General features: G+C 60.5%; 19 protein-coding genes, 1 tRNA gene and 2 pseudogenes. 17 read left to right on the top strand and 5 right to left on the bottom strand.

What is annotated here, in order from left to right; all coding sequences use genetic code 11:
- The first annotated feature begins 18 nt into the window (after window positions 1-18).
- The 4 genes from scpB to tesB all read left to right on the top strand — a co-directional run bounded on the left by scpB (window position 19) and on the right by tesB (window position 3,257).
- Window positions 19-711 carry an SMC-Scp complex subunit ScpB gene (gene scpB / locus C2U47_RS02190; RefSeq protein WP_042014199.1) on the top strand — a complete coding sequence of 231 codons (693 nt, stop codon included), beginning with the start codon at window positions 19-21 and terminating at the stop codon, window positions 709-711.
- Window positions 704-1,627, top strand: a complete 924-nt coding sequence (rluB, locus tag C2U47_RS02185) for a 23S rRNA pseudouridine(2605) synthase RluB (RefSeq protein WP_039039190.1) — start codon at window positions 704-706, stop codon at window positions 1,625-1,627. Before scpB ends, rluB begins: the two co-directional genes overlap by 8 nt.
- Window positions 1,628-1,840: 213 nt before the next feature.
- A complete protein-coding gene (locus C2U47_RS02180) occupies window positions 1,841-2,212 on the top strand; it encodes an endonuclease domain-containing protein (RefSeq protein WP_039039189.1) in 372 nt (123 codons plus the stop codon).
- 181 nt (window positions 2,213-2,393) lie between these two features.
- Complete coding sequence (tesB, locus tag C2U47_RS02175; protein ID WP_041214836.1) at window positions 2,394-3,257, top strand: acyl-CoA thioesterase II; 864 nt, start codon at window positions 2,394-2,396, stop codon at window positions 3,255-3,257.
- Between the two features lie 63 nt (window positions 3,258-3,320).
- Here tesB and C2U47_RS02170 read toward each other — a convergent pair whose 3' ends face one another.
- From C2U47_RS02170 to C2U47_RS02160, 3 genes are all read right to left on the bottom strand, one after another.
- A complete protein-coding gene (locus C2U47_RS02170; RefSeq protein WP_103261413.1) occupies window positions 3,321-4,496 on the bottom strand; it encodes a dicarboxylate/amino acid:cation symporter in 1,176 nt (391 codons plus the stop codon).
- A gap of 168 nt (window positions 4,497-4,664) precedes the next feature.
- Window positions 4,665-5,228 carry a class I SAM-dependent methyltransferase gene (locus C2U47_RS02165; RefSeq protein ID WP_233735857.1) on the bottom strand — a complete coding sequence of 188 codons (564 nt, stop codon included), beginning with the start codon at window positions 5,226-5,228 and terminating at the stop codon, window positions 4,665-4,667.
- A 90-nt stretch (window positions 5,229-5,318) separates the two neighbouring features.
- The gene (locus tag C2U47_RS02160) at window positions 5,319-5,954 is read right to left on the bottom strand and encodes a TetR family transcriptional regulator (RefSeq protein ID WP_052815707.1); all 636 of its coding nucleotides are present in this window, start codon (window positions 5,952-5,954) and stop codon (window positions 5,319-5,321) included.
- Window positions 5,955-6,108: 154 nt separating this feature from the next.
- Between C2U47_RS02160 and C2U47_RS02155 the strand changes: the two are divergent.
- The 11 genes and pseudogenes from C2U47_RS02155 to C2U47_RS02100 all read left to right on the top strand — a co-directional run bounded on the left by C2U47_RS02155 (window position 6,109) and on the right by C2U47_RS02100 (window position 20,036).
- Window positions 6,109-7,289: pseudogene (locus C2U47_RS02155) on the top strand (efflux RND transporter periplasmic adaptor subunit).
- Window positions 7,290-7,306: 17 nt separating this feature from the next.
- Window positions 7,307-10,455 (top strand): annotated as a pseudogene (locus C2U47_RS02150) (efflux RND transporter permease subunit).
- Window positions 10,448-11,863 (top strand): efflux transporter outer membrane subunit, encoded by a 1,416-nt coding sequence (locus tag C2U47_RS02145; protein ID WP_103261412.1) that lies wholly within the window; start codon window positions 10,448-10,450, stop codon window positions 11,861-11,863. The pseudogene C2U47_RS02150 and the gene C2U47_RS02145 overlap by 8 nt, the downstream one beginning before the upstream one ends.
- Before the next feature lie 329 nt (window positions 11,864-12,192).
- A complete protein-coding gene (locus C2U47_RS02140; RefSeq protein WP_103261411.1) occupies window positions 12,193-13,188 on the top strand; it encodes a sulfate ABC transporter substrate-binding protein in 996 nt (331 codons plus the stop codon).
- 442 nt (window positions 13,189-13,630) lie between these two features.
- The gene (locus tag C2U47_RS02130) at window positions 13,631-14,935 is read left to right on the top strand and encodes a tyrosine-type recombinase/integrase (protein ID WP_103261409.1); all 1,305 of its coding nucleotides are present in this window, start codon (window positions 13,631-13,633) and stop codon (window positions 14,933-14,935) included.
- A complete protein-coding gene (locus C2U47_RS02125) occupies window positions 14,935-15,513 on the top strand; it encodes a hypothetical protein (protein ID WP_103261408.1) in 579 nt (192 codons plus the stop codon). The genes C2U47_RS02130 and C2U47_RS02125 overlap by 1 nt, the downstream gene beginning before the upstream one ends.
- Before the next feature lie 91 nt (window positions 15,514-15,604).
- A complete protein-coding gene (locus tag C2U47_RS23710; protein ID WP_103261407.1) occupies window positions 15,605-15,823 on the top strand; it encodes a helix-turn-helix transcriptional regulator in 219 nt (72 codons plus the stop codon).
- A complete protein-coding gene (locus C2U47_RS02115; RefSeq protein ID WP_103261406.1) occupies window positions 15,820-16,254 on the top strand; it encodes a hypothetical protein in 435 nt (144 codons plus the stop codon). Before C2U47_RS23710 ends, C2U47_RS02115 begins: the two co-directional genes overlap by 4 nt.
- A 63-nt stretch (window positions 16,255-16,317) precedes the next feature.
- Entirely contained in the window at window positions 16,318-17,466 is a 1,149-nt protein-coding gene (locus C2U47_RS02110; protein ID WP_158657385.1) for a hypothetical protein, read from the top strand.
- On the top strand, window positions 17,463-18,761 hold the full coding sequence (locus C2U47_RS02105) for a virulence-associated E family protein (RefSeq protein ID WP_233735856.1): 1,299 nt from the start codon (window positions 17,463-17,465) through the stop codon (window positions 18,759-18,761). Before C2U47_RS02110 ends, C2U47_RS02105 begins: the two co-directional genes overlap by 4 nt.
- 885 nt (window positions 18,762-19,646) lie before the next feature.
- On the top strand, window positions 19,647-20,036 hold the full coding sequence (locus C2U47_RS02100) for a hypothetical protein (protein ID WP_103261404.1): 390 nt from the start codon (window positions 19,647-19,649) through the stop codon (window positions 20,034-20,036).
- Between the two features lie 169 nt (window positions 20,037-20,205).
- On the opposite strand, the gene C2U47_RS02095 is transcribed toward C2U47_RS02100, so the two are convergent.
- Window positions 20,206-20,281 (bottom strand) — tRNA-Thr (locus tag C2U47_RS02095).
- Window positions 20,282-20,368: 87 nt separating this feature from the next.
- The gene (locus C2U47_RS02090) at window positions 20,369-21,109 is read right to left on the bottom strand and encodes a phosphatase (RefSeq protein WP_005324180.1); all 741 of its coding nucleotides are present in this window, start codon (window positions 21,107-21,109) and stop codon (window positions 20,369-20,371) included.
- 468 nt (window positions 21,110-21,577) lie between these two features.
- Between C2U47_RS02090 and C2U47_RS02085 the strand changes: the two genes are divergently transcribed.
- Complete coding sequence (locus C2U47_RS02085) at window positions 21,578-22,231, top strand: TetR/AcrR family transcriptional regulator (RefSeq protein ID WP_005324182.1); 654 nt, start codon at window positions 21,578-21,580, stop codon at window positions 22,229-22,231.
- A gap of 47 nt (window positions 22,232-22,278) precedes the next feature.
- On the top strand, window positions 22,279-24,603 hold the full coding sequence (locus C2U47_RS02080; RefSeq protein ID WP_103261403.1) for an acyl-CoA dehydrogenase: 2,325 nt from the start codon (window positions 22,279-22,281) through the stop codon (window positions 24,601-24,603).
- Window positions 24,604-24,633 lie beyond the last annotated feature (30 nt).

Raw genomic sequence — 24,633 nt, 5'->3', positions numbered from 1 at the left:
GGACCCGGGAGGTCCACCGTGGCGCTGCCTGCTGAACGATTGAAGACCCTGATCGAGGCGGCGATCTTCGTGGCGGGGCGTCCCCTCACGGTGAGCGAAATCAAGGGCAGCGTGCTCTCGGACTACCCGGTCACCGGCCGCTATGTCCAGCTGCTGCTGGCAGAGCTCAGACAGGATTACAGCGAGCGGGGGGTCGAGCTCAAAGAGGTGGCCTCCGGCTGGCGTTTCCAGGCCCGCCAGGAGTATGCCGAGGAGCTGTCGCGCCTGTGGAGCGAGCGAGCTCCCCGTTATTCCCGCGCCGTGATGGAGACGCTGACGCTGATTGCCTATCGTCAACCCATCACCCGGGCGGAGATAGAAGCCATCCGCGGGGTGGCGGTGTCGAGCCAGATCGTCAACACCCTCAAGGAGCGTGGCTGGGTGCGCAGCATCGGCCACAAGGAGGTGGCGGGTCGCCCCGAGCTGCTCGCCACCACCCGTGAATTTCTGGACTATTTCAACCTGCAGAGTCTGGAGCAGCTCCCCGAGCTGGATCCCGAGCTGCAGGCCCCCTTGTCGCTCATGCCGGGCGAGGGCGGTGACGGTCAGCCTCTGGCAGGCCGTGCTGAGCATGAACATGGTGGGGAGGCCAACGGGGCCTTCCCACAAGAGCCAAGGTTGTCCGCGATGTCGGCGGGCAGCGATCAACAATCAGGTAAACCCGATGAGTGAAAAACTGCAAAAAGTATTGGCCCGCGCGGGTCAAGGCTCCCGTCGTGAGATGGAGGCCCTGATCACCGCAGGTCGGGTCAGCGTGGATGGCAAGGTCGCCACGCTGGGGGATCGCGTCGAAGTGAACGCCGTGATCCGGGTGGATGGCCACCAGGTCAAGACCCGCGCCGCAGAGGAAGTGATCTGCCGCGTGCTGGCCTACCACAAGCCCGAAGGGGAGATGTGCACCCGCCACGATCCGGAAGGACGTCCCACCGTGTTTGATCGTCTGCCCAAGATGGATGGCGCCCGCTGGATAGCGGTCGGCCGCCTCGACGTCAACACCTCAGGCCTCTTGCTGTTCACCACCGACGGCGAGCTGGCGAACCGCCTGATGCACCCGAGCCACGAAGTGGAGCGGGAATACGCGGTGCGGGTCTTTGGCGAGATCACCGAAGCCATGCTGCAGCGCCTGCGCAAGGGCGTGCAGCTGGAAGACGGCATGGCCAAGTTCAACAAGATCAAGCCCGCCGGTGGCGAGGGGCTGAACCAGTGGTTCAACGTCACCCTGACCGAGGGCCGCAACCGGGAAGTGCGCCGCCTGTGGGAGTCCCAGGAAGTGCAGGTGAGCCGCCTGATGCGTATCCGCTACGGCGACGTCAAGCTGGATCGCGGCATCCCCCGCGGCGGCTGGCAGGAGCTGAAACTGCCCGAAGTGAACTACCTGCGCGGCCTGGTCAACCTGCCCAACGAGACCGAGTCCAAGGTCGATTTGCAGCAGGATGGCAAGAGCACCCGCCACAAGCAGGCCGCCCAGATCCGTCGCGCCGTGAAGCGCCACAAGGAGATGCAGGGCAAGGAGCCGCGCGCCCGTGCCACCACCGCCCGTCGCAAGCCGACCTCCTCCACCCGCAATTCCGGCACCGGCAGCAAGTAAGCCGCCGCCACGGGCCGCTCGCCCCGGACACGCCACAAGCCCGCACCCCAAGGTGCGGGCTTTTTTGTTTTCTGTTCCTGCCGGGCTCCTTGAGACTGAATCGCACAGGGGAGAGAAAGGGCCAGACAAGCTCCTCCCCCTTTTGAAGGGGGAGGCTGGGAGGGGGTGAGTAGTTGTTATGCTGACAGGGGTCATAGTCGGAGGAATACTGTCATGAACGAGAAGCCAGTTCGTGTTTTCAACCGCGAGGCCACGCTGGATAAACGGCGTGAACAGCGAAACAATCCAACAGAGCCTGAACGGCGATTGTGGCAGGCGCTTCGGGCTGGGCAACTCGGAGTCAAGTTTCGCCGACAGCAAGGTATAGGCCCATACATTGCGGATTTTTACTGCCCCGGGCGGTTGTTGGTCATTGAGGTTGATGGCGACAGCCATTTCGACATGCGGGGTTTGCGTCATGACAAGCGACGGGATGCCTACATGGCGGCCCTGTCGCTGACGGTACTGAGATTTAGCAACAGGGAGGTGATGGAAAATCTACCCGGGGTGGTTGTCTCTATTCGGGCATGGCTTGATCGCGTCTGACCCCACCCCAGCCCTCCCCTTGCCAGGGGAGGGGGCCAGAGTGCCCTCTATACGGGCTGGAAAGCGTCATACACTTCCCTTTTTTGAAGGGGAGGTGGTTGCAGACGGGGATGTGCATCAGGATGGTTGCCCTGTCGGGACGGGCTTGTTAGCCTTTCGCGCACAAAGACAGGAGAAACCAATGAGCAAGGTACTGGATGAGCTGCTGGCGTTGCTGGCGCTCGAAAAGATCGAGGAGGGCCTGTTTCGGGGCCAGAGCCAGGATCTCGGGTTGCGATCCGTGTTTGGCGGACAGGTGATGGGGCAGGCCTTGTCAGCCGCCAAGCAGACGGTGGCAAGCGACCGCCAGGTCCACAGTTTCCACTCCTACTTCCTGCGCCCCGGGGATGCCAACAAGCCCATCGTCTACGACGTGGAGAACATCCGCGACGGCCAGACCGTCTCCACCCGCCGGGTCAAGGCCATCCAGAATGGCAAGCCCATCTTCTACCTCAACGCCTCCTTCCAGGTGGAGGCCGAGGGTTTCGAGCACCAGGCGAAGATGCCGGGCGGCATTACGCCCCCCGAGCAGCTCAAGAGCGAGCTGGAGCTGGTGCGTCCCTACGAGCAGATGATCCCGGCGGCCCTGCGGGACAAGATCCTGTGCGAGAAGCCCATCGAAATTCGCCCCGTGACCCTGGTGGACCCCATTCGCCCGGATGTTCACGAGCCCCTTCGCTACACCTGGTTCAAGGCCAATGGCCCGGTGCCGGACGATCAGCGGGTCCACAACTACCTGCTGGCCTATGCCTCCGACTTCCACTTCCTGTTCGCCGCCCTGCAGCCCCACGGGGTCTCCTACTGGGAGCCGGACATGCAGGTGGCCACCATCGATCACTCCATGTGGTTCCACCGGGAGTTCCGGCTGGACGACTGGCTGCTCTACGTGGTGGACAGCCCGAGCGCCAGCGGCGGTCGGGGTCTGGTACGCGGCCAGTTCTTCACCCGGGATGGGGTATTGGTGGCGAGCACCATGCAGGAAGGGGTGATCCGCCGCCGGGGCTGAGACGCCCTCTTGCGCCAACGAAAAACGGGAGCCGATGGCTCCCGTTTTTTATTGCCTGCGCTATCAGGCTGCGTCCTGCTCGGTGCTGAGTGCTGGCTCGCCCCGGGCGAAGCGGTCGGCCCACAGGGCGATGACGCCGTCACCGGTGACGTTGCAGGCGGTGCCGAAGCTGTCCTGGGCCAGGTAGAGGGCGATCATCAGGGCGATGGAGGCCTCACCGAAGCCGAGCATGGAAGTGAGCAGGCCGAGCGCGGACATGACACCGCCACCCGGTGCGCCCGGCGCGGCAATCATGATGACGCCCAGCATCATGATGAAGGGCACCATGGTGCCGTAGCCCGGAATGGCCAGGTGTTCGGAGAGGAACATCACCGCCGTGGCGCAGGTTACCAGGGTGATGGTGGAGCCGCACAGGTGGATGGTGGCGCACAGGGGCACGGTGAAGTTGGCGATGCCGTCGCTCACGCCGTTGCGCTTGCTGGCTTGCAGGGCCACCGGAATGGTGGCGGCGCTGGACATGGTGCCAAGGGCGGTGAAGTAGGCGGGCAGCATGTTCTTGATGAGCATGACGGGGGAGCGCCCCTGAGCGAGGCCGGTGCCGACGAACAGGACGCAGAGCCAGATCCAGTGCATGACGATGGCCATCACCAGCACCACTCCGAAGGTCTTGAGGGTGGCGAAGACGGTGCCTTCCACCGTCATCTCGACGAAGACGCCGGCGATGTAGAAGGGGAGCAGGGGAATGATCACGCGTGTCAGCAGGCGGTCGATGATGTCACGGCCCTGATCGGCGACCCGGCGCAGGTCGGTGGCCTGGGTGGCGCTGATGCCGATGCCGAACACGAAGGCGGCGGCCAGGGCCGACATCACCCCGAACAGGGGCGGGATCTCGAGGTTGATGTAGGAAGCGAGCTTGGTGGCTGCCTCGGCGGTGGGCTCGGCGGCCGTGGTCAGGTGCGGGATCAGGTGGCTCGCCACGGTGAAGGCGAACAGGCCCGCCAGTATGGTGGAGCAGTAGGAGAGCCCTACCGTCTTGCCCAGCAGCTTGCCGGAGTTCTTCGGCAGGCTGGCGATGCCGCTCATGATGAAGAAGAGGATGATGAGCGGGATGGTGAAGGTGATGAGCTGGCCTATCACCGTCTTGGCGGTGAACAGCACGCGGGCGACCCATTCGGGGGCATAGAGACCGAGCAGCAGGCCGGCGAGGATACCGGTAACCAGATTGAGAACGAGTTTCATGGGGGAATCCAGGTGTTGGTGTCTGATTTGTTATTTAATTTTGATTTTAATGCCGCTTTTTAACACAAACACCGCATCTTGTCTGCTTTATGGTGGTTAACTCAGGGTTAAATATTGTTAACGGGCTGAATGCCGTGAGGTGTCACTGTCCCCGGGGGCTTTCGCGGATCAGCGCCGCACCAGCAAGGCGTGCAGCCAGGGGCCGTTCACTTCATCTTCCCCCACCCAGCCGTGGTGCAGGGTGAAGGGGAGGGGAGCGATCAGGCGTCGCAGCCCCGCCTCGTCGAGCCGGGTCTGCAGGGGATATTCCCCCGACCGTGGCAGCGGTTCGCCCTTCCCGTGGGGGAAGGCGGCGTAGAGGGGGCCCCCGGCCTTGAGCAGGGTGGCCAGATGACCGAGCGCCGGGGCTATCTCGTGCTCGGGCAGACAGGGGAGGGAGCCGCTGGCCCAGATGCCGTCATAGGGAACGACGCTTTGCATCTGCTCGACGCGGCAGACTCGCACCGGCTGACCGCACAGGCGCGAGGCGGCAGCGGCCTGCGCCCGGCTCGCATCGAAGGCGGTCACGGTGAGGCCTTGCTGGCGAAAGAGGCGCAGATCCTCTCCTGCCCCGCAACCGGCCTCCAGCAGATGACGGCCGTTGCCCAGCAGGGCCAGGAAGGGGGCATGGGCGCCTGCCACGAGGGCGGGGCGAGGGGCGGCGTCGTGCGCCGGCGCGGGGGCGTGTGGCAAGGGTGTCGGGCTCATCGTGGTGGGGGGCGTTACTCTAGCAGGTTTGCCCCCGGCTGTTGAGCATTGGCGGGGGCGGCGCGTCTTGCCGACTCAGGGGTGGCGGCGAAGGGTGGGGCTCGCGATGAGGGTGAACAGGGTATCGAGGAGAAAGTCCGACTCCTCCATCAGATCGATGCGATCCGGGAAGTGCAGCCAGTTGATGATGTAGCCGTCCAGGGTGCAGTGGAGCAGGGTGGCGGCGCGGCGCAGATCCAGCCCCTCGGGCAGTTGGCCACGACGCACGGCATTGGCCAGGGTGATCTCCAGATCCCGGAAGAAATTCATGGATTGCAGGTGCATGTGCTCGCGCATGACGGCGGCCTCTCCCTCCATGGATTCCAGATTGAACATGATGGTGAACATCTGCTGGTGGGCGGGCTCGGTGCTGATCTTGAGCATCACCTCCTTGAGAAAGCTGCGCAGCTTGCCCAGGGGATCCGGCTCCGCCTCGTCGACGCAGGCATCGAGCTGGTGGGAGAGGGGGGCACACAGCTCCTCCCACAGGGTGACGAACAGCTCTTCTTTATTCTTGAAGTGCCAGTAGATGGCGCCCCGGGTGAGGTCCGTCGCCTTGGCGATATCGGTCAGGCTGGTGCGTGCCAGCCCCTGTTGGCAGAAGAGATCCAGGGCCGTGCTCATGATGTTGCAGCGGGTTTGCTGCGCCTCTTCTTTGGTGCGTCTGGCCATTGACTCCGGTCCTGTTTAAAAGTGAAAAAAGTTTCTTACATACATTCATGAATGTATGTATATTGCCTCATCTTCGCCGTTTTACCAACAGGGGCCTTATAAACCCTGTGGTTTTGTCACTTCTTTTTGATTGAAACTGAGGTTCAGAGACTTGATGCATAAACATATTCTCGCACGTTCGGTCGGCCTTGCCTTGCTGGCAAGCGGCCTGCTGGCTGGCTGTGGTGACAAGGACGGGGCCCAGCAGGCCATGGGGGAGATGCCTCCCGCCGCCGTGGACGTGGTCACCCTCCATACGGCCCCCTGCAACTGTTGTCCGAGCTCACCGGCCGCACCGCCCCCCTGCGGGTGGCCGAGGTGCGTCCCCAGGTGAACGGCATCATCCTCAAGCGCCTGTTCACCGAGGGGAGCGACGTCAAGGCCGGTCAACTGCTCTATCAGATTGATCCCGCCGTCTATCAGGCCGAAGTGGCTTCCGCCAAGGCCAACCTCGCCAAGGCCGAGGCCAACGAGCGCAGCGCCCGCCTCAAGGCCCAGCGCTACGCCGAGCTGGTGAAGGTGAAAGCCATCAGCAGCCAGGAGTATGACGACGCCGACGCGGCCTGGAAACAGCAGCTGGCCGAGATCGGGGCCGCCAAGGCCGCATTGCAGACCGCCAACATCAACCTGGCTTACACCCGCATCACGGCCCCCATCAGCGGCCGCATCGGCAAGTCGGCGGTGACCGAGGGAGCCCTGGTGACCGCCCAGCAGGCGGACAGCCTCACCTCCATCTCCCAGCTCGATCCCATGTACGTGGACGTGCGCCAGTCCACCGCCGACCTGCTGCGCCTCAAGCGCCTAGTGGCCGAGGGCAAGCTGACCCAGGGGGAGAAGGACGGTGCCGGTGTCAGCTTCCAGCTGGAAGATGGCAGCCAGTATGGCGAGAAAGGAACCCTCCAGTTCTCCGATGTGACCGTGGACGAGGCGACCGGCATGGTGACCCTGCGGGTGATCGTGCCCAACCCGGATCAACTGCTGCTGCCCGGCATGTTCATGCGCGCCACCTTGCAGGAGGGCGAGCGCCCGCAAGGCCTGCTGGTGCCCCAGACTGCCGTGACCCGTACCCCCAAGGGCGGTGCCACCGTCATGGTGGTGACGGCGGACAACAAGGTGGAACTGCGTGAAGTGCAGGTCGGCCGCATGTCCGGCGACAGCTGGGTGGTGGAGTCCGGTCTCAAGGCTGGCGAGAAGGTGATCGTCGCCGGTCTGCAGAAAGTCAAACCCGGGGTCGTGGTGGCGCCCACTGAACGTGCCGGCAACAGCGCACAACAGACCCCGGCAACCAAGCAGTAGGATGGAGTAGTCGCCTCATGGCACGTTTTTTCATAGATAGACCCATTTTCGCCTGGGTGATCGCCCTGGTGATCATGCTGGCCGGGGCCATGGCCATCATCGGCCTGCCGGTGGCCCAGTACCCGACCATCGCCCCGCCGGCGGTTGGCATCTCCACCAGCTACCCGGGGGCCTCCGCCAAGACGGTTGAAGACTCGGTGACCCAGATCATCGAGCAGAACATGACCGGGCTGGATCACCTGCTCTACATGTCGGCGCAATCCGACTCGTCAGGGAACGTCAGCGTGACCCTCACCTTCAAGCCGGGTACGGATCCCGACATCGCCCAGGTGCAGGTGCAAAACAAGCTGCAACAGGCCATGTCGCTCCTGCCCCAAGAGGTGCAGCAACAGGGCGTGCGGGTCCAGAAGACCTCCAGCAGCTTCCTGATGGTGGCCGCCTTCATCTCCACCGATGGCGCCATGACCAACGATGACCTGGCGGACTATGTGGTAGCCAACATCAAGGAGCCCCTGAGCCGTCTGGACGGGGTCGGTGACATCACCTTGTTCGGCAGCCAGTACTCCATGCGCGTCTGGCTCGATCCTCACAAGCTCAACCGGGTGCAGATGACCCCGGCCGACATTCAGGCCGCCATCAAGGCCCAGAACGCCCAGGTTGCCTTCGGCAAGCTGGGGGGACCCCTGCGGTGAGCGATCAGCAATTTACCGCCACCATCATGGGCCAGACCCGGCTCTCCACCGTGGAGGAGTTCAACAACATCCTGCTGCGGGTGAACCAGGACGGCTCCAAGGTCCAGCTCAAGGACGTGGCCCGGGTCGAGCTTGCCGGTGAAAACTACGACGCGACCGCGCTCTACAACGGCCAGGCCACCGCCGCCGTCGCCATCAAGCTGGCGACCGGTGCCAACGCCCTGGACACCGCCGAGCACGTGCGGACCAAGCTGGGTGAACTCTCCGAGTACTTCCCGGCCAACATGGAGATCGTCTATCCCTACGACACCACGCCGTTTGTGAAGATCTCCATCGAGGAGGTGGTGCAGACCCTGATCGAGGCGATCTTCCTGGTGTTCTGCGTCATGTATCTGTTCTTGCAGAACTTCCGGGCGACCCTGATTCCGACCATCGCGGTGCCCGTGGTCCTGCTCGGCACCTTCGGGGTGATGGCGGCCTTCGGCTTCTCCATCAACACCCTGACCATGTTCGGTCTGGTGCTCGCCATCGGCCTCTTGGTGGATGACGCCATCGTGGTGGTGGAGAACGTGGAGCGTCTGATGAGCGAGGAGGATCTCTCCCCCCTCGAGGCGACCCGCAAGTCCATGACCCAGATCACCGGCGCCCTGGTGGGCATCGCCCTGGTGCTGTCGGCGGTGTTCGTGCCCATGGCCTTCTTCGGTGGCTCTACCGGTGCCATCTATCGCCAGTTCTCCCTCACCATCGTCTCGGCCATGGTGCTCTCGGTGCTGGTGGCCCTGATCCTGACCCCGGCCCTGTGCGCCACCCTGCTCAAACCCATGAAGCACGGTGAATTCGGCGCCCAGCGCGGCTTCTTCGGCTGGTTCAACCGCTTCTTCGACACCAACGCCAACCGTTACCAGAACGGCGTGCGCAAGGTGATCAAGCAGGGCACCCGCTACGGCATCATCTATCTGGCCATGCTGGCAGTGCTGGCGGTGCTCTTCATGCGCATGCCCACCTCCTTCCTGCCGGAAGAGGATCAGGGGGTCATCATGTCCATGGTGCAGCTCCCGGTGGGGGCGACCAAGGAGCGGACCGAGGTGGTGCTCGGGGAGATGCGCGACTACTTCCTCGAGAACGAGAAGGAGAACGTGGACTCCGTGCTGACGGTGGCGGGCTTCAGCTTCGCTGGTAGCGGTCAGAACAGCGGCATGGCCTTCATCAAGCTCAAGGACTGGAGCGAGCGCAAAGGAGAAGATCGCAGCGCCAATGCCATCATCGGCCGCGCCATGGGGTTCCTGTTCAGCATCAAGGAAGCCCAGGTCTTCGCCTTCAACCTGCCCCCCATTCCGGAACTCGGCACGGCCACCGGCTTCGACTTCTTCCTGCAGGACCGCGGCGGTCTGGGTCACGAGAAGCTGATGCAGGCGCGCAACCAGTTGCTCGGCATGGCGGCGCAGGATCCCAACCTGGTGCGGGTACGCCCGAACGGGATGGAAGACACGCCCCAGCTCGACATCAAGATCGATTACGAGAAGGCGCTGGCCCAGGGGCTCTCCATCACCGACATCAACAACACCCTGTCGGCAGCCTGGGGCTCCTCCTATGTGAACGACTTTGTCGACAGAGGCCGGGTCAAGAAGGTCTATCTGCAGGCGGATGCCCCTTTCCGGATGAACCCGGAAGATCTGAAGCTGTGGTACGTGCGCAACAGCGCGGGCCAGATGGTGCCCTTCTCCGCCTTTGCCAGCACGGAGTGGAGCTTCGGCTCGCCCCGTCTTGAGCGCTACAACGGTGTCTCCGCCATGGAGATCGTCGGTGAGGCGGCCCCGGGCAAGAGTACGGGTGATGCCATGGCGGCCATCGAGGAGATGGTCAAGCAGTTGCCGGAAGGGATCGGCATCGAGTGGACCGGCCTCTCCTTCCAGGAGCGTCAGGCAGGCTCCCAGGCGCCGGCCCTGTACGCCATCTCGCTCCTGGTGGTCTTCCTCTGTCTGGCGGCCCTCTACGAGAGCTGGAGCATTCCGTTCTCGGTCATGCTGGTGGTGCCGCTCGGGGTGCTGGGGGCCATTTTGGCCGCGACCCTGCGCGGGCTTGAGAATGACGTCTACTTCCAGGTGGGCCTGCTCACCACGATCGGGCTGTCGGCCAAGAACGCCATCCTCATCGTCGAGTTCGCCAAGGAGCTGCACGACAAGGGGATGAGGCTCGGGGATGCGGTGGTGGAGGCCTCGCGTCAGCGCCTGCGCCCCATCCTGATGACCTCGCTCGCCTTCATCCTGGGGGTACTGCCCCTGGTGATCAGCACCGGGGCGGGCGCCAGCAGCCGAAACGCCATCGGGACTGGCGTGATGGGGGGGATGATCAGTGCCACCGTGCTCGCCATCTTCTTCGTGCCGCTGTTCTTCGTGCTGGTGATGCGCTATTTCACCGAACGCAAGCATGCCGGGGAAGAGAGTGTCCACACCAAGGAGATCAACCATGACTAAGACCCTGATCGCCCTGGGCGTGACCCTGATGCTGGGGGGCTGCTCCATGGCCCCCGACTACCAGCGCCCCGAGCTGCCCCAAGGCGCCTCCTGGCAAGCTGACCTGGCCGCCAAGGGGGAACTCGCCCCCTGGCGCCAGCAGTTCCAGGACCCGGCCCTTCAGACGCTGATCGGCACCGCCCTTGAGAGCAACCGGGATCTGCGCCTGGCAGCCCTCAACGTCGAGGCCTACGAGGCGAAATACCGTATCCAGCGGGCGGCCCAGTTGCCGACCCTGGCCGCCAGTGGCAGCGGTACCCGCCAGCAGGGATCCGACGATCTCAGTAGTACGGGGCAGGGCACCATCAGCAGCCAGTACGGCGCCAACATCGGCATCACCGCCTATGAGCTGGATCTGTTTGGCCGGATCCAGAGCCTGAAAGATCAGGCCCTTGAGACCTATCTGGCGCAAATCGAGACCCAGCGCAGCACCCAGATTGCGCTGGTGGCCTCGGTGGCCAATGCCTACTTCACCCTGCTGGCGGATCAGGAGTTGCTGGCCCTGAGCCAGGCGACCCTCGCCACCGAGCAGGAGAGCTATGCCCTGACCGAGCACAAATACCGCCTGGGCGCCGCCTCCGAGATGGAGCTGGCCCAGGGGCGCACGGCACTGGAAAACGCCAAGGTCAGCCAGGCGCAATACCAGCGTCTGGTGAAGCAGGACAGAAATGGTCTGGCCCTGCTGCTTGGCACCGATATCCCGGTGCTGGCGGCACAACCGGCCACCCTGGCCGAGGTGAAACTGGCGCCGATCCCGGTGGGGGCTCCCTCCAGCCTGTTGCAGCAACGCCCGGACATCCTGGCGGCGGAGCACAACCTGAAGGCGGCCAACGCCAACATAGGGGCGGCCCGCGCCGCCTTCTTCCCGACCATCTCGCTCACCGCGACGGCGGGCACCGCCAGCAACCAGCTGAGCGGTCTGTTTGACGGCGGCACCGGCACCTGGACCTTCATGCCCCAGATCAATCTGCCCATCTTCGATGGCGGCAAGCGCGTTGCGGATCTGGACGTGGCCGAGGTGGGGACCAGGCAGGCGGTGGCGAGCTACGAGAAGAGCATCCAGACCGCCTTCAAGGAGGTCGCGGATACCCTCGGTGCCCAGGCTGACTACGCGCAGCAGCTGCAGGCGCAACAGGCGCTGGTGGATGCCAATCAGACTTACTTCAGGCTGGCGGAGGTGCGTTACGAGCAAGGGGTGGACAGCTACCTGACCCGCCTCGATGCCCAGCGCTCCCTGTTCAGCGCCAAGCAGGGGCTCATCAGCACCCGGCTCGCCCAGCTGAGTAACCAGGTCGCCCTCTACAAGGCCGTCGGTGGCGGCTGGCAGGCGCCGAAGGACGCAGAGCCGGCATCAGACAAACAGGGTTGACCCCTCGGGGTTGACGTAAAAAGCATCAGGGGCGAACCACTAGGTTCGCCCCGTTTTTTATCTGTCATGTCGAGAAGCCAAATTGAGGCAGGTGACAACGGCGCTCCCTGTCCGGGGCAGGGAGCGGGCAGAAGGAGCCCCACGTTCATGGGCGCCGCCCTCGGCAACCATCATGACCCGCCTGGCGGTGACCACCTCATCGCCGTCATCCGTTGCGACGGACCCAGGCGATGCCATTTATCGCATAAGCTGTGCCGTAATTATTCTTTCAAAGAATAAATGGTCGACTCTTATAGTCAGTCACTCGCCCCTCATTCCAAGGATGTGAAATGAAACGACTCGTGCCCGCCACCCTGCTTGTTGCAGGACTGGCTCTCGCCCCGCTGGCCCAGGCGGCCACCCTGCTCAACGCCTCCTATGACGTGATGCGCGATTTTTACAAGGAGTACAACGGAGCCTTCCTGAAGCACTGGCAGGCCGAAGGCGGGGAGCCACTGCAGATCAACATGTCCCACGGCGGATCGAGCAAGCAGGCGCGCGCCGTCATCGACGGCCTGCCCGCCGATGTCATCACCATGAACATGGCCACCGACATCAACGCCCTCGCCGAGCATGGGGGCCTGGTGCCCAAGGGGTGGGCGGATCGCCTGCCGGATCACAGCGCCCCCTTCACCTCGGCCACCGTGTTCATCGTGCGAAAGGGCAACCCCAAGGGGTTGAAGGATTGGCCTGATCTGCTCAAGGAGGGGGTACAGGTCATCGTGCCCAACCCCAAGACCTCGGGGAACGGCCGCTACACCTACCTGTCTGCCTGGGGGTATGTGCTGGAGCAGGGGGGCGATGAAGAGGCGGCCAGGGCATTTGTCGGCAAGCTGTTCAAGCAGGTTCCCGTGCTCGACACCGGCGGCCGCGCTGCCACCACCACCTTCATCCAGAACCGCATAGGGGACGTGCTGGTCACGTTCGAAAACGAAGCCGAAATGATTGCCCGGGAGTTTGGTCGTGGCAGCTTCGAGGTGGTCTATCCGAGCGTCACCGCCGTGGCCGAGCTGCCGGTGTCAGTGGTGGACAAGGTGGTCGACAAGCAGGGTACCCGCAAGGAGGCCGAAGCCTATCTGGCCTATCTCTGGTCCGACGAAGGCCAACGCATTGCTGCCAGCAACTATCTACGCCCGCGCAACCCGGCGATCCTCGCCGAGTTTGCAGACCGTTTCCCGAACGCCACCTTCCTCGACGTGGTGAAGACCTTCGGCGAGTGGCCTGTGATCCAGCGCACTCACTTCAAGGAGGGCGGGGTGTTCGACCAGATCTATGCCCAGCGCTGAGGGGCCTCTGGATAACGATGCTCACCCAGGTGCAGCCGGGGCGTGGCTGCCTGGCTGCCCTCTCTGTTGGTGGGGTCAGGTTGGTGCGTCAGGCTCTGAAAGATGAACAGGACCGTCGCGGATGGCGGTGTCCTGGAAGGGGAGGGTGTTCTGGCACAGTCACACCGGCGTCTTGGCCAGAGACCCGGGACAAAAAGCACGAAGGGTTGGCCTCGCACTGAGGCCAACCCTTCGTCTGTCTGGTGCCGGTAATAGGAGTCGAACCTACGACCTTCGCATTACGAATCCAGATTTTGCCGATTTCAGTCTGTTTCACCTCGTCTCACAAATCAAAAATAAAAGCCATTAAATCAACCATTTAAACGCAACTCACTGCATCAGGTTGTGTCGTGAAATATCACCCTATACCATAGCAAAAGAGGGGTATGAGGAGGGGTACGGAATGGCGATTACAACCGATGCCGAGATTGCGGCAATCAAACCAGAATCCGGCGTTATTGTGCGCCGTATGGCTATCCAGTCAAAGCATGGTGGCGGACTCAAGCTGGAAGTGCGCACCAGTGGAATCAAGCGCTTTGTCTATCGCTACAAGATAGCGGGCAAAGCTGGGGAAATGCTGCTTGGCGGCTATCCCGCCATGACCCTAGCAAAAGCCAGACAGGCCCACGGTAAAGCGGCTGAATTGGTAAAGCAGGGAATTGATCCGCTTACTGTCACCAAGCAAGCCAAGGCTAAGAACATCGAGATGCCGACCCTTGGCGAGATTTACCGCGATTGGCTGGCGATGCGAGCCAAATCAAAGCCGATAGGCCCGCGCACCCTGCGCGATTATGAGGGAACCTTTACCCGTCACATTGAATCGGCCATTGGCAATACCCGTGTGTGTGATCTCTCCCGTGCCGTACTGTATGAGCATTTCCGCCAAGTAGAGACTGCCGAGGGCGCACGAAAAGGGCTGATAGTTTTGAACCAGTGCCTCGATCACGCGGTGTTACAAGGTCACATCGAAATCAATCCCGCTCGCCTACTCAAACCCGCCATGTTTGGCGCATCTATGCCCCCACCCCGTGAACGCTGGTTGGCCCGCGATGAATTGCGCCAGTTATGGGGAGCACTTGAACAAGCGACTGCTGGCGGCGGTTCTGTGGCTGCTGGTGGCCGTGGGATTGCGTCTAACGTAGTGCTATCGCTTGCGGTGGCAAACTGCTTGCGTTTGATAACCCTGACCGCTGTACGCCGTTCTGAGGCTGTAGGGATGCGCTGGGAGCAGATTAACGGCGACCGCTGGACAATCCCCGAGACCAAGAATGGACGAGCCCACGTTGTGACCCTGTGCCCGCTGGCACTGGAGATTATCGAGCTGCAAAAAGCGTTATCCAATGGCCCCTATGTGTTCGAGTCCACCAGCAAAATAGGGCACCCGATTACGGGGGATGCCGTCACCAAGGCGCTAGATCGCGTGCGGATGAAATATCTAGCCGAGCTTGCGCCATTCAGCCCACACGACCTGCGCCGCAGTGTTGCCACGGGCGCGGCTGAATATCTGGATGCCCCCGAACGTCTGATCGAGCTGATGCTAAACCACGTTCCCAAAGACAGGCTGATCCGCACCTATCAAGTGGGCGGCATGGCCGAGAAGTTGCGGGCGCTATTTCTACGTTGGGGGGATTTCATGACGACCATAACACAGCCGGAGCAGGCCAAGCCGGATAACGTGGTTTCTATCAATTTTGGGGGGCGTGGGTGATGGCGAAGTTTGATAAGCGCCCAGTACTTGAGGTTATGGGCAAAGTCCACAATGCCCATTATAAGCTTGGGCTTGAGGCAAAAATCTGCGAGGCCATTTACCGCGAATTTAGCCCTGAGCACCTTGAGCAAATCCACCTTGCGCTAAGGCCGATATTCTCATTAGTTGGTAAACAACTTGCCATAAAAGAAAAGGGGCTACCCAAAAGCCCCGACCTCAAAAGAGCGATCATAGAGGCGAAGCGCAAACAGCTTAAGCTACTGGAGGAGATTTATAACCTTGGGGTCTCCTCTGAGTGCGAGCATTTAATCATCCCTCTTAACGAGAAGATGAAGGCCGAGCTTGAGTGGTTTGAGAGCTCGGAACTTGGCGAGGATCCCTATAGCGTGACTGTATTGGCGCAAGAAATCCAAGCCGCATGGGCTAAGTTAATGCCAGATAAGGATTGGCAGCTTTACCGACTGAGCGAGCGAGCGGACGAGGAGACCCACACCGGTAGGAGTCTTGATTTTGCAATGCTGGTGATCGAATCCATACCTTGGGATATACGCCCCTCCCTGCGATCCCTGTTCGGATAGCGGTACGACGCAAACCGGTACAACACCTGCCCCAAAATACGTCGTACCGTGCCGTGAGCAATTCCTAAAAAATGCCATCAGAAGCTACGACATGCACGTCGCTGGCAATGAGGGCAATCCCATGCTTATTTCAACCTCTCAATTATCAACCCGTCTAGGCGTTAGCCGCTCCACGGTGGAGCGCCTGCGCCGTAACCCCACCGCCTGTTTTCCCAAGCCCATCCACATTGGCCCCAACTCGGTCAGGTACGACCTTGCCGAAATAGATCAGTGGCTAGAGTCTCGCCGCCAAGGGGAGGCCAAAGCATGATCCCGACCATTGCCGCGCCTGCTGCTGCCTACCCACGCAAAAATACTCGAACCCGCCTTTTGTTGACCCTGTTACTTGATGGGCGAGAAGTTCCAGAAGCTGAGCTTTGCCGAAAACTGGGGCACACCTACCGATCAGCTATTCAGAGGCTTGAAGGGGAGCGGTATTGCTGGCGAATAATCAACGTGCTCGATGATGAGGGGTTAATCATCGCCCGCAAGCTAGATCCGCGCCACCTGACAGAATGCCATATCGATGATGCCAGAGCTCGCCTCGAGCGTCTCAACGAGCTCAAAGACAAGAGTCACCGGCAAGCCATGCGCGAGCGTCAACGAGCGGCAAGATCTGCGCTAGAGCTGCAACATGCCAAAGAACGTCTGGAACAGTTTGAAAAAGAAAACGCCCCCGAGGTTTCCCCCGAGAGCGTCTAGCTAACTCTGCTGGTGGCCGTTCTTCGCAGGGCAGGCCACCGGCCAAATATAAGGTATTCTGATATGGTAGATTTTACCACCATTCCCAGCATTTCAAATAGCGCAACATTCGGCGTTGTTGGCTGGCATGATCTGAAACAATCCGCCCGCAAACCACACAAAAGCCGAGCCCACACACCAGAGGCAGCAAAGAAATCGTCCCCACTGGTGGCCGCCCACAATGGCAAGACTCGCAGCAAGGCAGAGGCAGAGGCTAACGGGCTGTTTGGAATGCTTCGCGCCGATTTGGACAACGCCAAGGGCGAGACGCCCGAGACCATAGCCGCCGCTTTGCGGGAGCAAGGGCTGTGCTCGTTTATCATCTATTCAACCCTGAGCCACCAGCCGGACGCGCCCCGTTATCGGGTATTTGTGGAGCTGGCCGAGCCTGTGCCATTCGCCATGTGGGCCGATCTGCAATTCGCGCTTGCCGAGTTGCTGGGATCTGATCCATGTGTTGGCCGCCCTGCTCAATTTATGATCCTGCCAACGGTCATCAAAAGCACAGCCGAGCATTATCAGCACATGATAGCCGAGGGAGCCGCGCTGAGCCCGTCCGCCCCGTTCTGGCTCAATGCTGCCGCGCTGGCAGAGCAGCACCAAGCCGCCGCAGCTAAAGTTAGCCAGCAGTTTAACCAGGCTGCCCCCAAGCCATTTAATGAAAAGCTGGTGGGTAGGCAGGTGTCGATCATCGAGCGCGTGAACGCCAGCTACGAATGGCCGGAGCTGCTCGCCCATTATGGCTATAAGCGAAAGGGGCGAAACGCATGGATGGCACCAGAGTCAACAAGTGGAACCGCTGGGGTTCATATTCTGACCAGTTCGACGGACGGCAAAGAGCGCATTTTCTCACACCACCAAAGCGATCCCGCTGGTAATAGGCTGTGCGACAAATTCGACCTGATCACCATTCGCAGTTTCAGCGGGGATAGCTTCAAAGCCGTTCAAGAGATTGCCAAAGAGCAGTTCCCCGATATTCACGCGCACAACCGCCGCGAGTGGGCAAGGGCACAGCGAGACGAGCAGCGCCAGCGATTCGAGGCGATGCGAGAGGGCACCAAGCCGTTAGCCGTTGCTAAAAGGCAAGCAAAGGCTATTAGCCAGCCTAAGGGGGTTATGTTTCCATTGCTGAGCGCCGATCAAATGGCAGAGATCATGGAGGCCACCCAATGAAGCCACTGCCACCACCAACAAACGTGATCCCGTTCGAGCCACCAGCTACCCCGGAGCAGATCGAACCACAGTTATTTCTGCCGGACACTGACGAGAAGAGAAAGCCGCTAAAAACGTCACTTAACCTGTTGGCCGTGCTGGAGCACAAGGGATGGATTGGCCGCTATAACACCATGACGGCAACCCCTGAGCTAACGACAGACGAGGGCCGCCGCCTTGGCAAAACTGACGAGGGGCAACGTTCGGCTTTGGTGGACGCCTGCCAACGTGCCGAGGTTCCCGATGCCGCCATAGACGAGCACTTGATCGCGCTGTGCCAGTTGAACAGTTATCACCCTGTCAGAGAGTGGCTAGAGGGCGGTGAGTGGGACGGAGCGCCGAGAGTGGCGAGCGTTATCAAGACGCTCAACGCGAACGATCCAGCCTATGCCGAAGCAATCATACGCCCTTGGCTGGTGGCCGCTGTGGCTGCCGCATGTTATGAGGGCTCGTTTATTAGCAAGCTGATCCCAGTCCTACAGGGCGATCAATCGTTTATGAAATCGGCGTGGGTTCAGCGACTGGCGGGCGTAGTGGAGGGGGCTACGAGTTCCGGCAGTCTCGACCCACAAGACAAGGACAGCGTGATCCGTGCCTGTTCCTGCTGGGTGTTCGAGCTGGCCGAATTGGAAAGCACCACCAAGGGCGAGGCAGGGCGCTTAAAGGACTTTATTACCCAAGCCGAGGACAGATACCGCGCCCCCTATGGGAGAACGACCACCAGCAAGAAGCGGCAAACGGTATTCTTTGCCACGGTTAACGGTACGGACTTTCTCAAAGACCAGACGGGGAACGCTCGTTTTGCTGTTATCGAGATGGCCGCCCCCGCTGATATGGACAAACTCAACGAGTTGTTGGGCTGGACGTGGAACGCCGGACGCCTTGAGCTAAACGACCCCGAGCGCCTGCGTCAGTTCTGGCTTGAAGTCAAAGCGGACTACGATGCTGGGGCGAGCTGGTATCTCGACGAGGCCACCAGCAAAGCACAAGCAGAGGCTAACGATGCTCACACCGACAAGGGGGCACATTACGCGATAATTGTTGACCGACACTTGGCCCGCCCGATGCAATCCGCCCGCTGGTTCACTGCTGCTGAGCTTTGTGGCTATCACGATGAAAAGCCCGCGATGGCGGGTAGATATGGGAGGGCGTTAACAATGCTGGAAAAGGAAGGGCGCATAGAATCACGCCCACTGAGAGCGCGACGCAAGGAATACCGTTTGCCAGTGAACGATTCGCCGCAAACCCAAGAATAGCCGTTGCTGGTTCTGCCCCCTGAGCCCTGCCGATTTGGTGGGGCTTTTTTATGGTGAAGTGGTGAAGCTGTGGCGAAGTAGAAAGCGGGCAGCCTCACCAGCCGCTAACCCGCGCTGTTGCTGGCTTTCATTCATATTTGGTGAAGTGGTGAAGTAGATCTCTTTATAAAGTAATTACACATAGATAAGGGGATTAGATAGACGTATAGGGCGTTGTTCACGAACTAAGGAAGGTGCGAATAAGTACCCTATGCGCCAAAACTAAAAAGTTTAGCCATTTAATATCAATAATTTAGAATGGTGTGTTTTTGTGCCAAGTGACTTGTTAGCACCTTCCCTAAGGAAAGTGCGAACAAGTATCCCACGAACAAAAAATGAAAATTTTAGTCATTTAATATCAATGGGTTACCAGTAAATGCTCTCGTGCCATATGACTTATTCGCACCTTCCCTAAAGCAACGGCTATCTCTAAAAGGGTTTATAGGAAACTTACATCATCTACCTCCCCACCAACAAAAATCCCCCCCTGCAAGCCGCGCCAGCACTGGGTTTGAGCATGGTGAAGAGCCCGCAACTGCTACCCCCACCGCACCCTCACCACTACCCCACTGCCACCCCGCAGCATTCAACCAACGGTTACAAAACGGTGATAGCCCAACGGTAATAATCCGGTAATAGATCGGCCAGTAACGGGCTAGTAATTGGTTAGTATTTCGGGTGAGCGCCAACCAAAGTGGCCTGATCGTTAATATGCAGGAAATAGATTTACACGGCTCAAATTGACTCCTGTAGCTGGTATCATGACGGCTAGGTTACGGCTAGGTCACAGCTAAACGAACGACACAATGGCGACATGCTCGCCAGAGCAACGGGAGCTTGGGGAAGATGAAGGGATTGGTTTTAGGGGCTGTGTTGGCTGTGTGTACTGGTACGGCCTGGGGGCAGCAACTGAGCAACAAATACCCTAACGGTATTGATTACGTGGAGTCCTATGATGCCCGCTATTGCGCAATGGTGGCGCATCAAGCGAACGTCACGATGAAGCTACGTTTGTTCTATGGTGAGTCCCGAGCTAAAGCGCTTGAGGCTGCACGTAGAGAAATTGATTGGTCTGCCGAGTCAGGGGACAACCTCGCAGCCACAAATGGTTTAATCAGGGTCAGACTGATTCATGAGGCTTACCAAAAGCCCCTTCCAGGCAGTGATGAAGGCAAGTCACAACTGGTAAATGAATTTGAGTCCTCTGTGATGAAAAGGTGTTTGGGCCGCTCCTAGCCTAGCCTTGCCCCCCTGCGTCACCCCAAGAAGCCCACCCAAGCAGGATGGGCTTTTTTGTACTCAAGCGGGAGGGGTAGCAAATCGCAAAGGAGGGGTATGGAGAGGGGTATAGAGCAAAAAAGCACAAAGGGTTAGCCTCACCATGATGCTAACCCTTTGTTTTATCTGGTGCCGATAAGGGGAATCGAACTCCTGACCTTCGCATTACGAATGCGCTGCTCTACCAACTGAGCTATACCGGCGGCTTGATGTTCAGAGTCGTGAAAAAAGCCGGACAAGTCAATTGAGCCAACTCGATTTTATGAGTTGGCTCATGATGTTAAGGCATATCAGAGGTCAACGAACTCCGGGATGTGAGCACGGCCGCGGCTCTCGAGAAAATCGAGCAGTGCGCGGGGGGAGCGGGCCAGGATCCGCTCATGTGGGAAGTTGGCTTCGGTGACCAGCCGATGGCAGTGATCAAAGTCGCCGAGGCTGAAAGCCACGTGGGAGTCGGAGCCGAAAGTGAGGTAGGCACCCAGATCGCGCGCTGCCTCGACGATGGCGCGGCAGTTGCTTTCGCTGCCTGCACGGGAGTGACTGAACGAGGAGTTGTTAACCTCCAGCGCCACTCGATACTCTGCCGCTGCCTTGACCACCGCCTGGATATCGATGGGGAAGGCGGGGTTGCCGGGGTGGCTTATCATGTCGACCCGACCACTTCGAATGGCGTTGATCATGGCCTGGGTATGGGTCGCCTGATCGCAGGGGGGAAACACCGGTTCGTGAAAGCCCGCCATGATCATGTCGAGCCGCGATTCGTAGCGCTCAGGGAAGTCTATTTCACCGTCGATATTCTTGATGTTGGCTTCGATGCCGCGCAGGATACCGACCCCGTCCACAACCCTGGGCAACACGTGCAGATTGACGAAATGCCAGTAATGCGGGGCATCTGCCATGTCCGGGCCATGGTCCGTTGTGGCGAACAGCTTGATCCCCTTGGCTTTGGCGATGGGCAGGTAATCATGAATGGTGCTGTAGGCGTGGGTGCTGGCGACGGTGTGCGTGTGGGTATCGACCGTATACTTCATCTTCTCTCCCCTCTGGCATAAGGCGACAGCATAGCAAGATTGGCGAAGCCGGGCCATGTGGCTGGTTGCCATACTTTGTCACAATTTGGGTCTGTGCTGACAAAGTCTGATGACGTTTCACTGCGAGGATAGCGACATCGATGCAAGCCTGAACACCCATCGATGGGTCGACACTGGATGGTCAGACCCGTTTTCCCCGCCGTCGCCCCTGCGACGGTTTTTTTTGGTTCTCTGTCGGCGCATCGGGTGACGGCAGGGCAAAAAAATGCCCAACTAGCATGACGCAGGTTGGGCGAGACTTAATGTTTAATTGCAGTGGCATAGATATAGAGTGCCGTCTCGCCGCGAAGTTCCCGCCATCTTCCCTCTTTTTTGATTAAAAACATTTAGCCAACACTTGTTCACATTCTCTTGACATGAGTGGGCGTGAAACGTACTTTTTAAACATTCGTTTAAGTGAGGTGTCCAGTGAGTAAAATCGATACCAAGAACCGTATTCTCGACGCCGCCGAGGTGCTGTTTGCCGAGCGAGGGTTCGCCGATACCTCGTTGCGTCTGATCACCAGCGAGGCCGATGTGAACCTGGCTTCGGTCAATTATCACTTCGGCTCCAAGAAGGAGCTTATCCAGGCGGTGCTCGACCGTTATCTGAGCCTCTTCATGCCGGCACTGGACGGGCGGTTGCAGACGTTGATGGCGCAGGATCAGCTGACCCTGTTGCAGGTGTTCGAGAGCTTTGTCGAACCCCTGATGAAACTGTCGGCCGTCAGGGCGAATGGTCCGGCGCTCTTCATGCAGTTGCTGGGGCGCGGCTATATCGACAGTCAGGGCCACCTGCGCCGCTTTATTACCACCCATTATGGGGCGACCCTGCACGGGATCACCCAGGCCATCTCCAAGGCCAATCCGGATTTGTCGCCAGCGGATCTCTTCTGGCGCCTGCACTTCACCCTGGGCACCGTCGTCTTCACCATGGCCTCTGCGGATGCCCTGCGTGACATCGCCCAGGCCGATTTTGGCCAGCAGCTCGATGTGGAAGGGCTGGTGCGCAACGTCATTCCTTATCTGGCGTCCGGTGTCGGGGCGCCCGTGGAGTCGACCAGGCTCTCCCTGGCCGTGTAACACCTAACAATAATCAACGGAAACAGTGAAATAGAAGGAACTTCGGTATGATCACATTGCTTGTCCTGCTGGTGCTGGCGATAGCCGTGGTGCTCGGTGTCCCCGCCATCCGTAAAAAGGTGGTGACCCGCCCCGTGTTCGGCATCTTCAAGAAGATACTGCCGCCCCTGTCGGCCACCGAGCGGGAGGCCATGGAGGCCGGCTCCGTCTGGTGGGACGGGGAGCTGTTTCGCGGCAACCCGGACTGGAAGAAACTGCACGGCTACGGCAAGGCCGAGCTGAGCGCAGAAGAGCAGGCCTTTATCGACAACCAGGTCGAAACCCTGCTCGCCATGGTGGACGACTTCAAGATCGTCAACGAGACCAAGGACCTGCCGGAGCCGGTGTGGGACTATCTGAAGAAAGAAGGCTTCTTCTCCCTGATCATCCCGAAATCCTACGGCGGCCGCGAGTTCTCGGCGATTGCCAACTCCACCATCGTCACCCGTATCGCCACCAAGAGCCTGAGTGTCGCGGTCACCGTCATGGTACCCAACTCCCTCGGCCCGGGCGAGCTGCTGATGCATTACGGCACCCAGGCCCAGAAAGATTTCTGGCTGCCGGGGCTGGCCAACGGCAAGGAGGTGCCCTGCTTCGCCCTGACCGGGCCGGAAGCGGGCTCCGATGCGGGCGCCATCCCGGACAAGGGAATCGTCTGCAAAGGGATGCACAAGGGTGAAGAGGTGCTGGGCATTCGCCTCAACTGGAACAAGCGCTACATCACCCTGGCGCCGCGTGCTACCGTGCTGGGGCTGGCGTTCAAGCTCTATGACCCGGAAAAACTGCTGGGTGACAAGGAAGAGATCGGCATCACCTGTGCGCTGATCCCGACCAGTCACCCTGGCGTGCGCGTCGGCGATCGCCACTACCCCATGGGGTTGGCGTTCCTGAATGGCCCGACCTTCGGCAAGGATGTGTTCATTCCGCTCGACTGGATCATCGGTGGCCCGGATTACGCCGGCCGCGGCTGGCGCATGCTGGTGGAGTGCCTCTCCGCCGGTCGCGGCATCTCGCTGCCAGCCCTTGGCACCGCCTGCGGTCACATGGCGAGCCGCACCGTGGGCGCCTACTCCTACGTGCGCAAGCAGTTCGGCATGTCCATCGGCAAGTTTGAAGGGGTGCAGGAAGCGCTGGCCCGTATCGGCGGACTCACCTATCAGCTAGAAGGGGCTCGTCGCATGACCGCAGGTTCCCTGGATTTGGGTCAGGCACCGGCCATCGTCACCGCGATTTCCAAGTACCACATGACCGAGATGGCCCGCCAGGTGATGGATGACTCCATGGACATCCACGCCGGTCGTGCCATCCAGCTGGGCCCGAAAAACTACACCGGCTACGCCTACATGGGCATTCCGGTGGCTATCACGGTGGAAGGGGCCAACATCCTGACCCGCAACCTGATGATCTTCGGGCAAGGGGCCACCCGCTGCCATCCGTATGTGTTTGCCGAGCTGGAAGCGGCGGCCGACACCGATGTGGAGCGTGGTCTCGAGAAGTTTGACGCCCTGCTGATGAAGCACATCGCCTTCGGTACCGGCAACTTCTTCGGTGCCCTGTTCCAGGGGCTGACCCTGGGTCAGTTCAACAGTGCCCCGGTGGCCGGCGAAACCGCCCGCTACTACAAGCAACTCTCCCGCATGAGTAAAGGGCTGGCCCTGTGCGCCGACGTCTCCATGCTGATGCTGGGCGGGGATCTCAAGCGCAAGGAGATGATCTCCGCCCGTCTGGGTGACGTGCTGAGCCACCTCTACCTGGCCTCCGCCACCCTCAAGCATTACGAGGATCAGGGCCGCATGGTCTCTGACCTGCCGTTCGTGCAGTATGCGGTGGAGCGCAACCTCTATCTGATTGGCAAAGCGTTCGAGGGCTTCTTCCAGAACTTCCCGAACAAGGTGGTGGGTGCCGTACTCAAGCGGGTGGTGTTCCCGTTCGGCGTCGGTTACAAGATGCCGGCGGACGATCGCTGCCATGCCATCTGCCTGGCCATGATGACGCCGGGCGAGTTCCGGGATCGTCTGACCGCGCTCTGTTATGTGGGCAAGGATGAGGCGGATCCGGTGGGGCTGATGGAGCGTGCCTTCCAGGCCATGGTCTCGGTGCAGCCCATCGAGAAGAAGCTGGTGCAGGCCCAGAAAGAGGGCAGACTGCCCCGCAAGCTGGCGCTGCCTGAGCTGGTGGCTGCGGCCCTGTCCCAGTCCATCCTCGGCAAGGAGGAGGCGGACAGGCTGCTGGCCGCCGATGCCCTGCGCTACGAGGCTATCCAGGTGGACAACTTCGCTCCTGGCGAGCTGGAAGGATTGTCTCAACCGAACCCGGTCGAGCACGCAGCCTGACCCGGAGCGTAAACCGACAACCGGCCCTAG

This window comes from Aeromonas sp. ASNIH7 (assembly GCF_002903485.1).
Lineage (GTDB): Bacteria > Pseudomonadota > Gammaproteobacteria > Enterobacterales > Aeromonadaceae > Aeromonas > Aeromonas caviae.
Note: the sequence above shows the minus strand (reverse complement) of the source record. Positions and strands in the feature narration are given on the sequence as shown.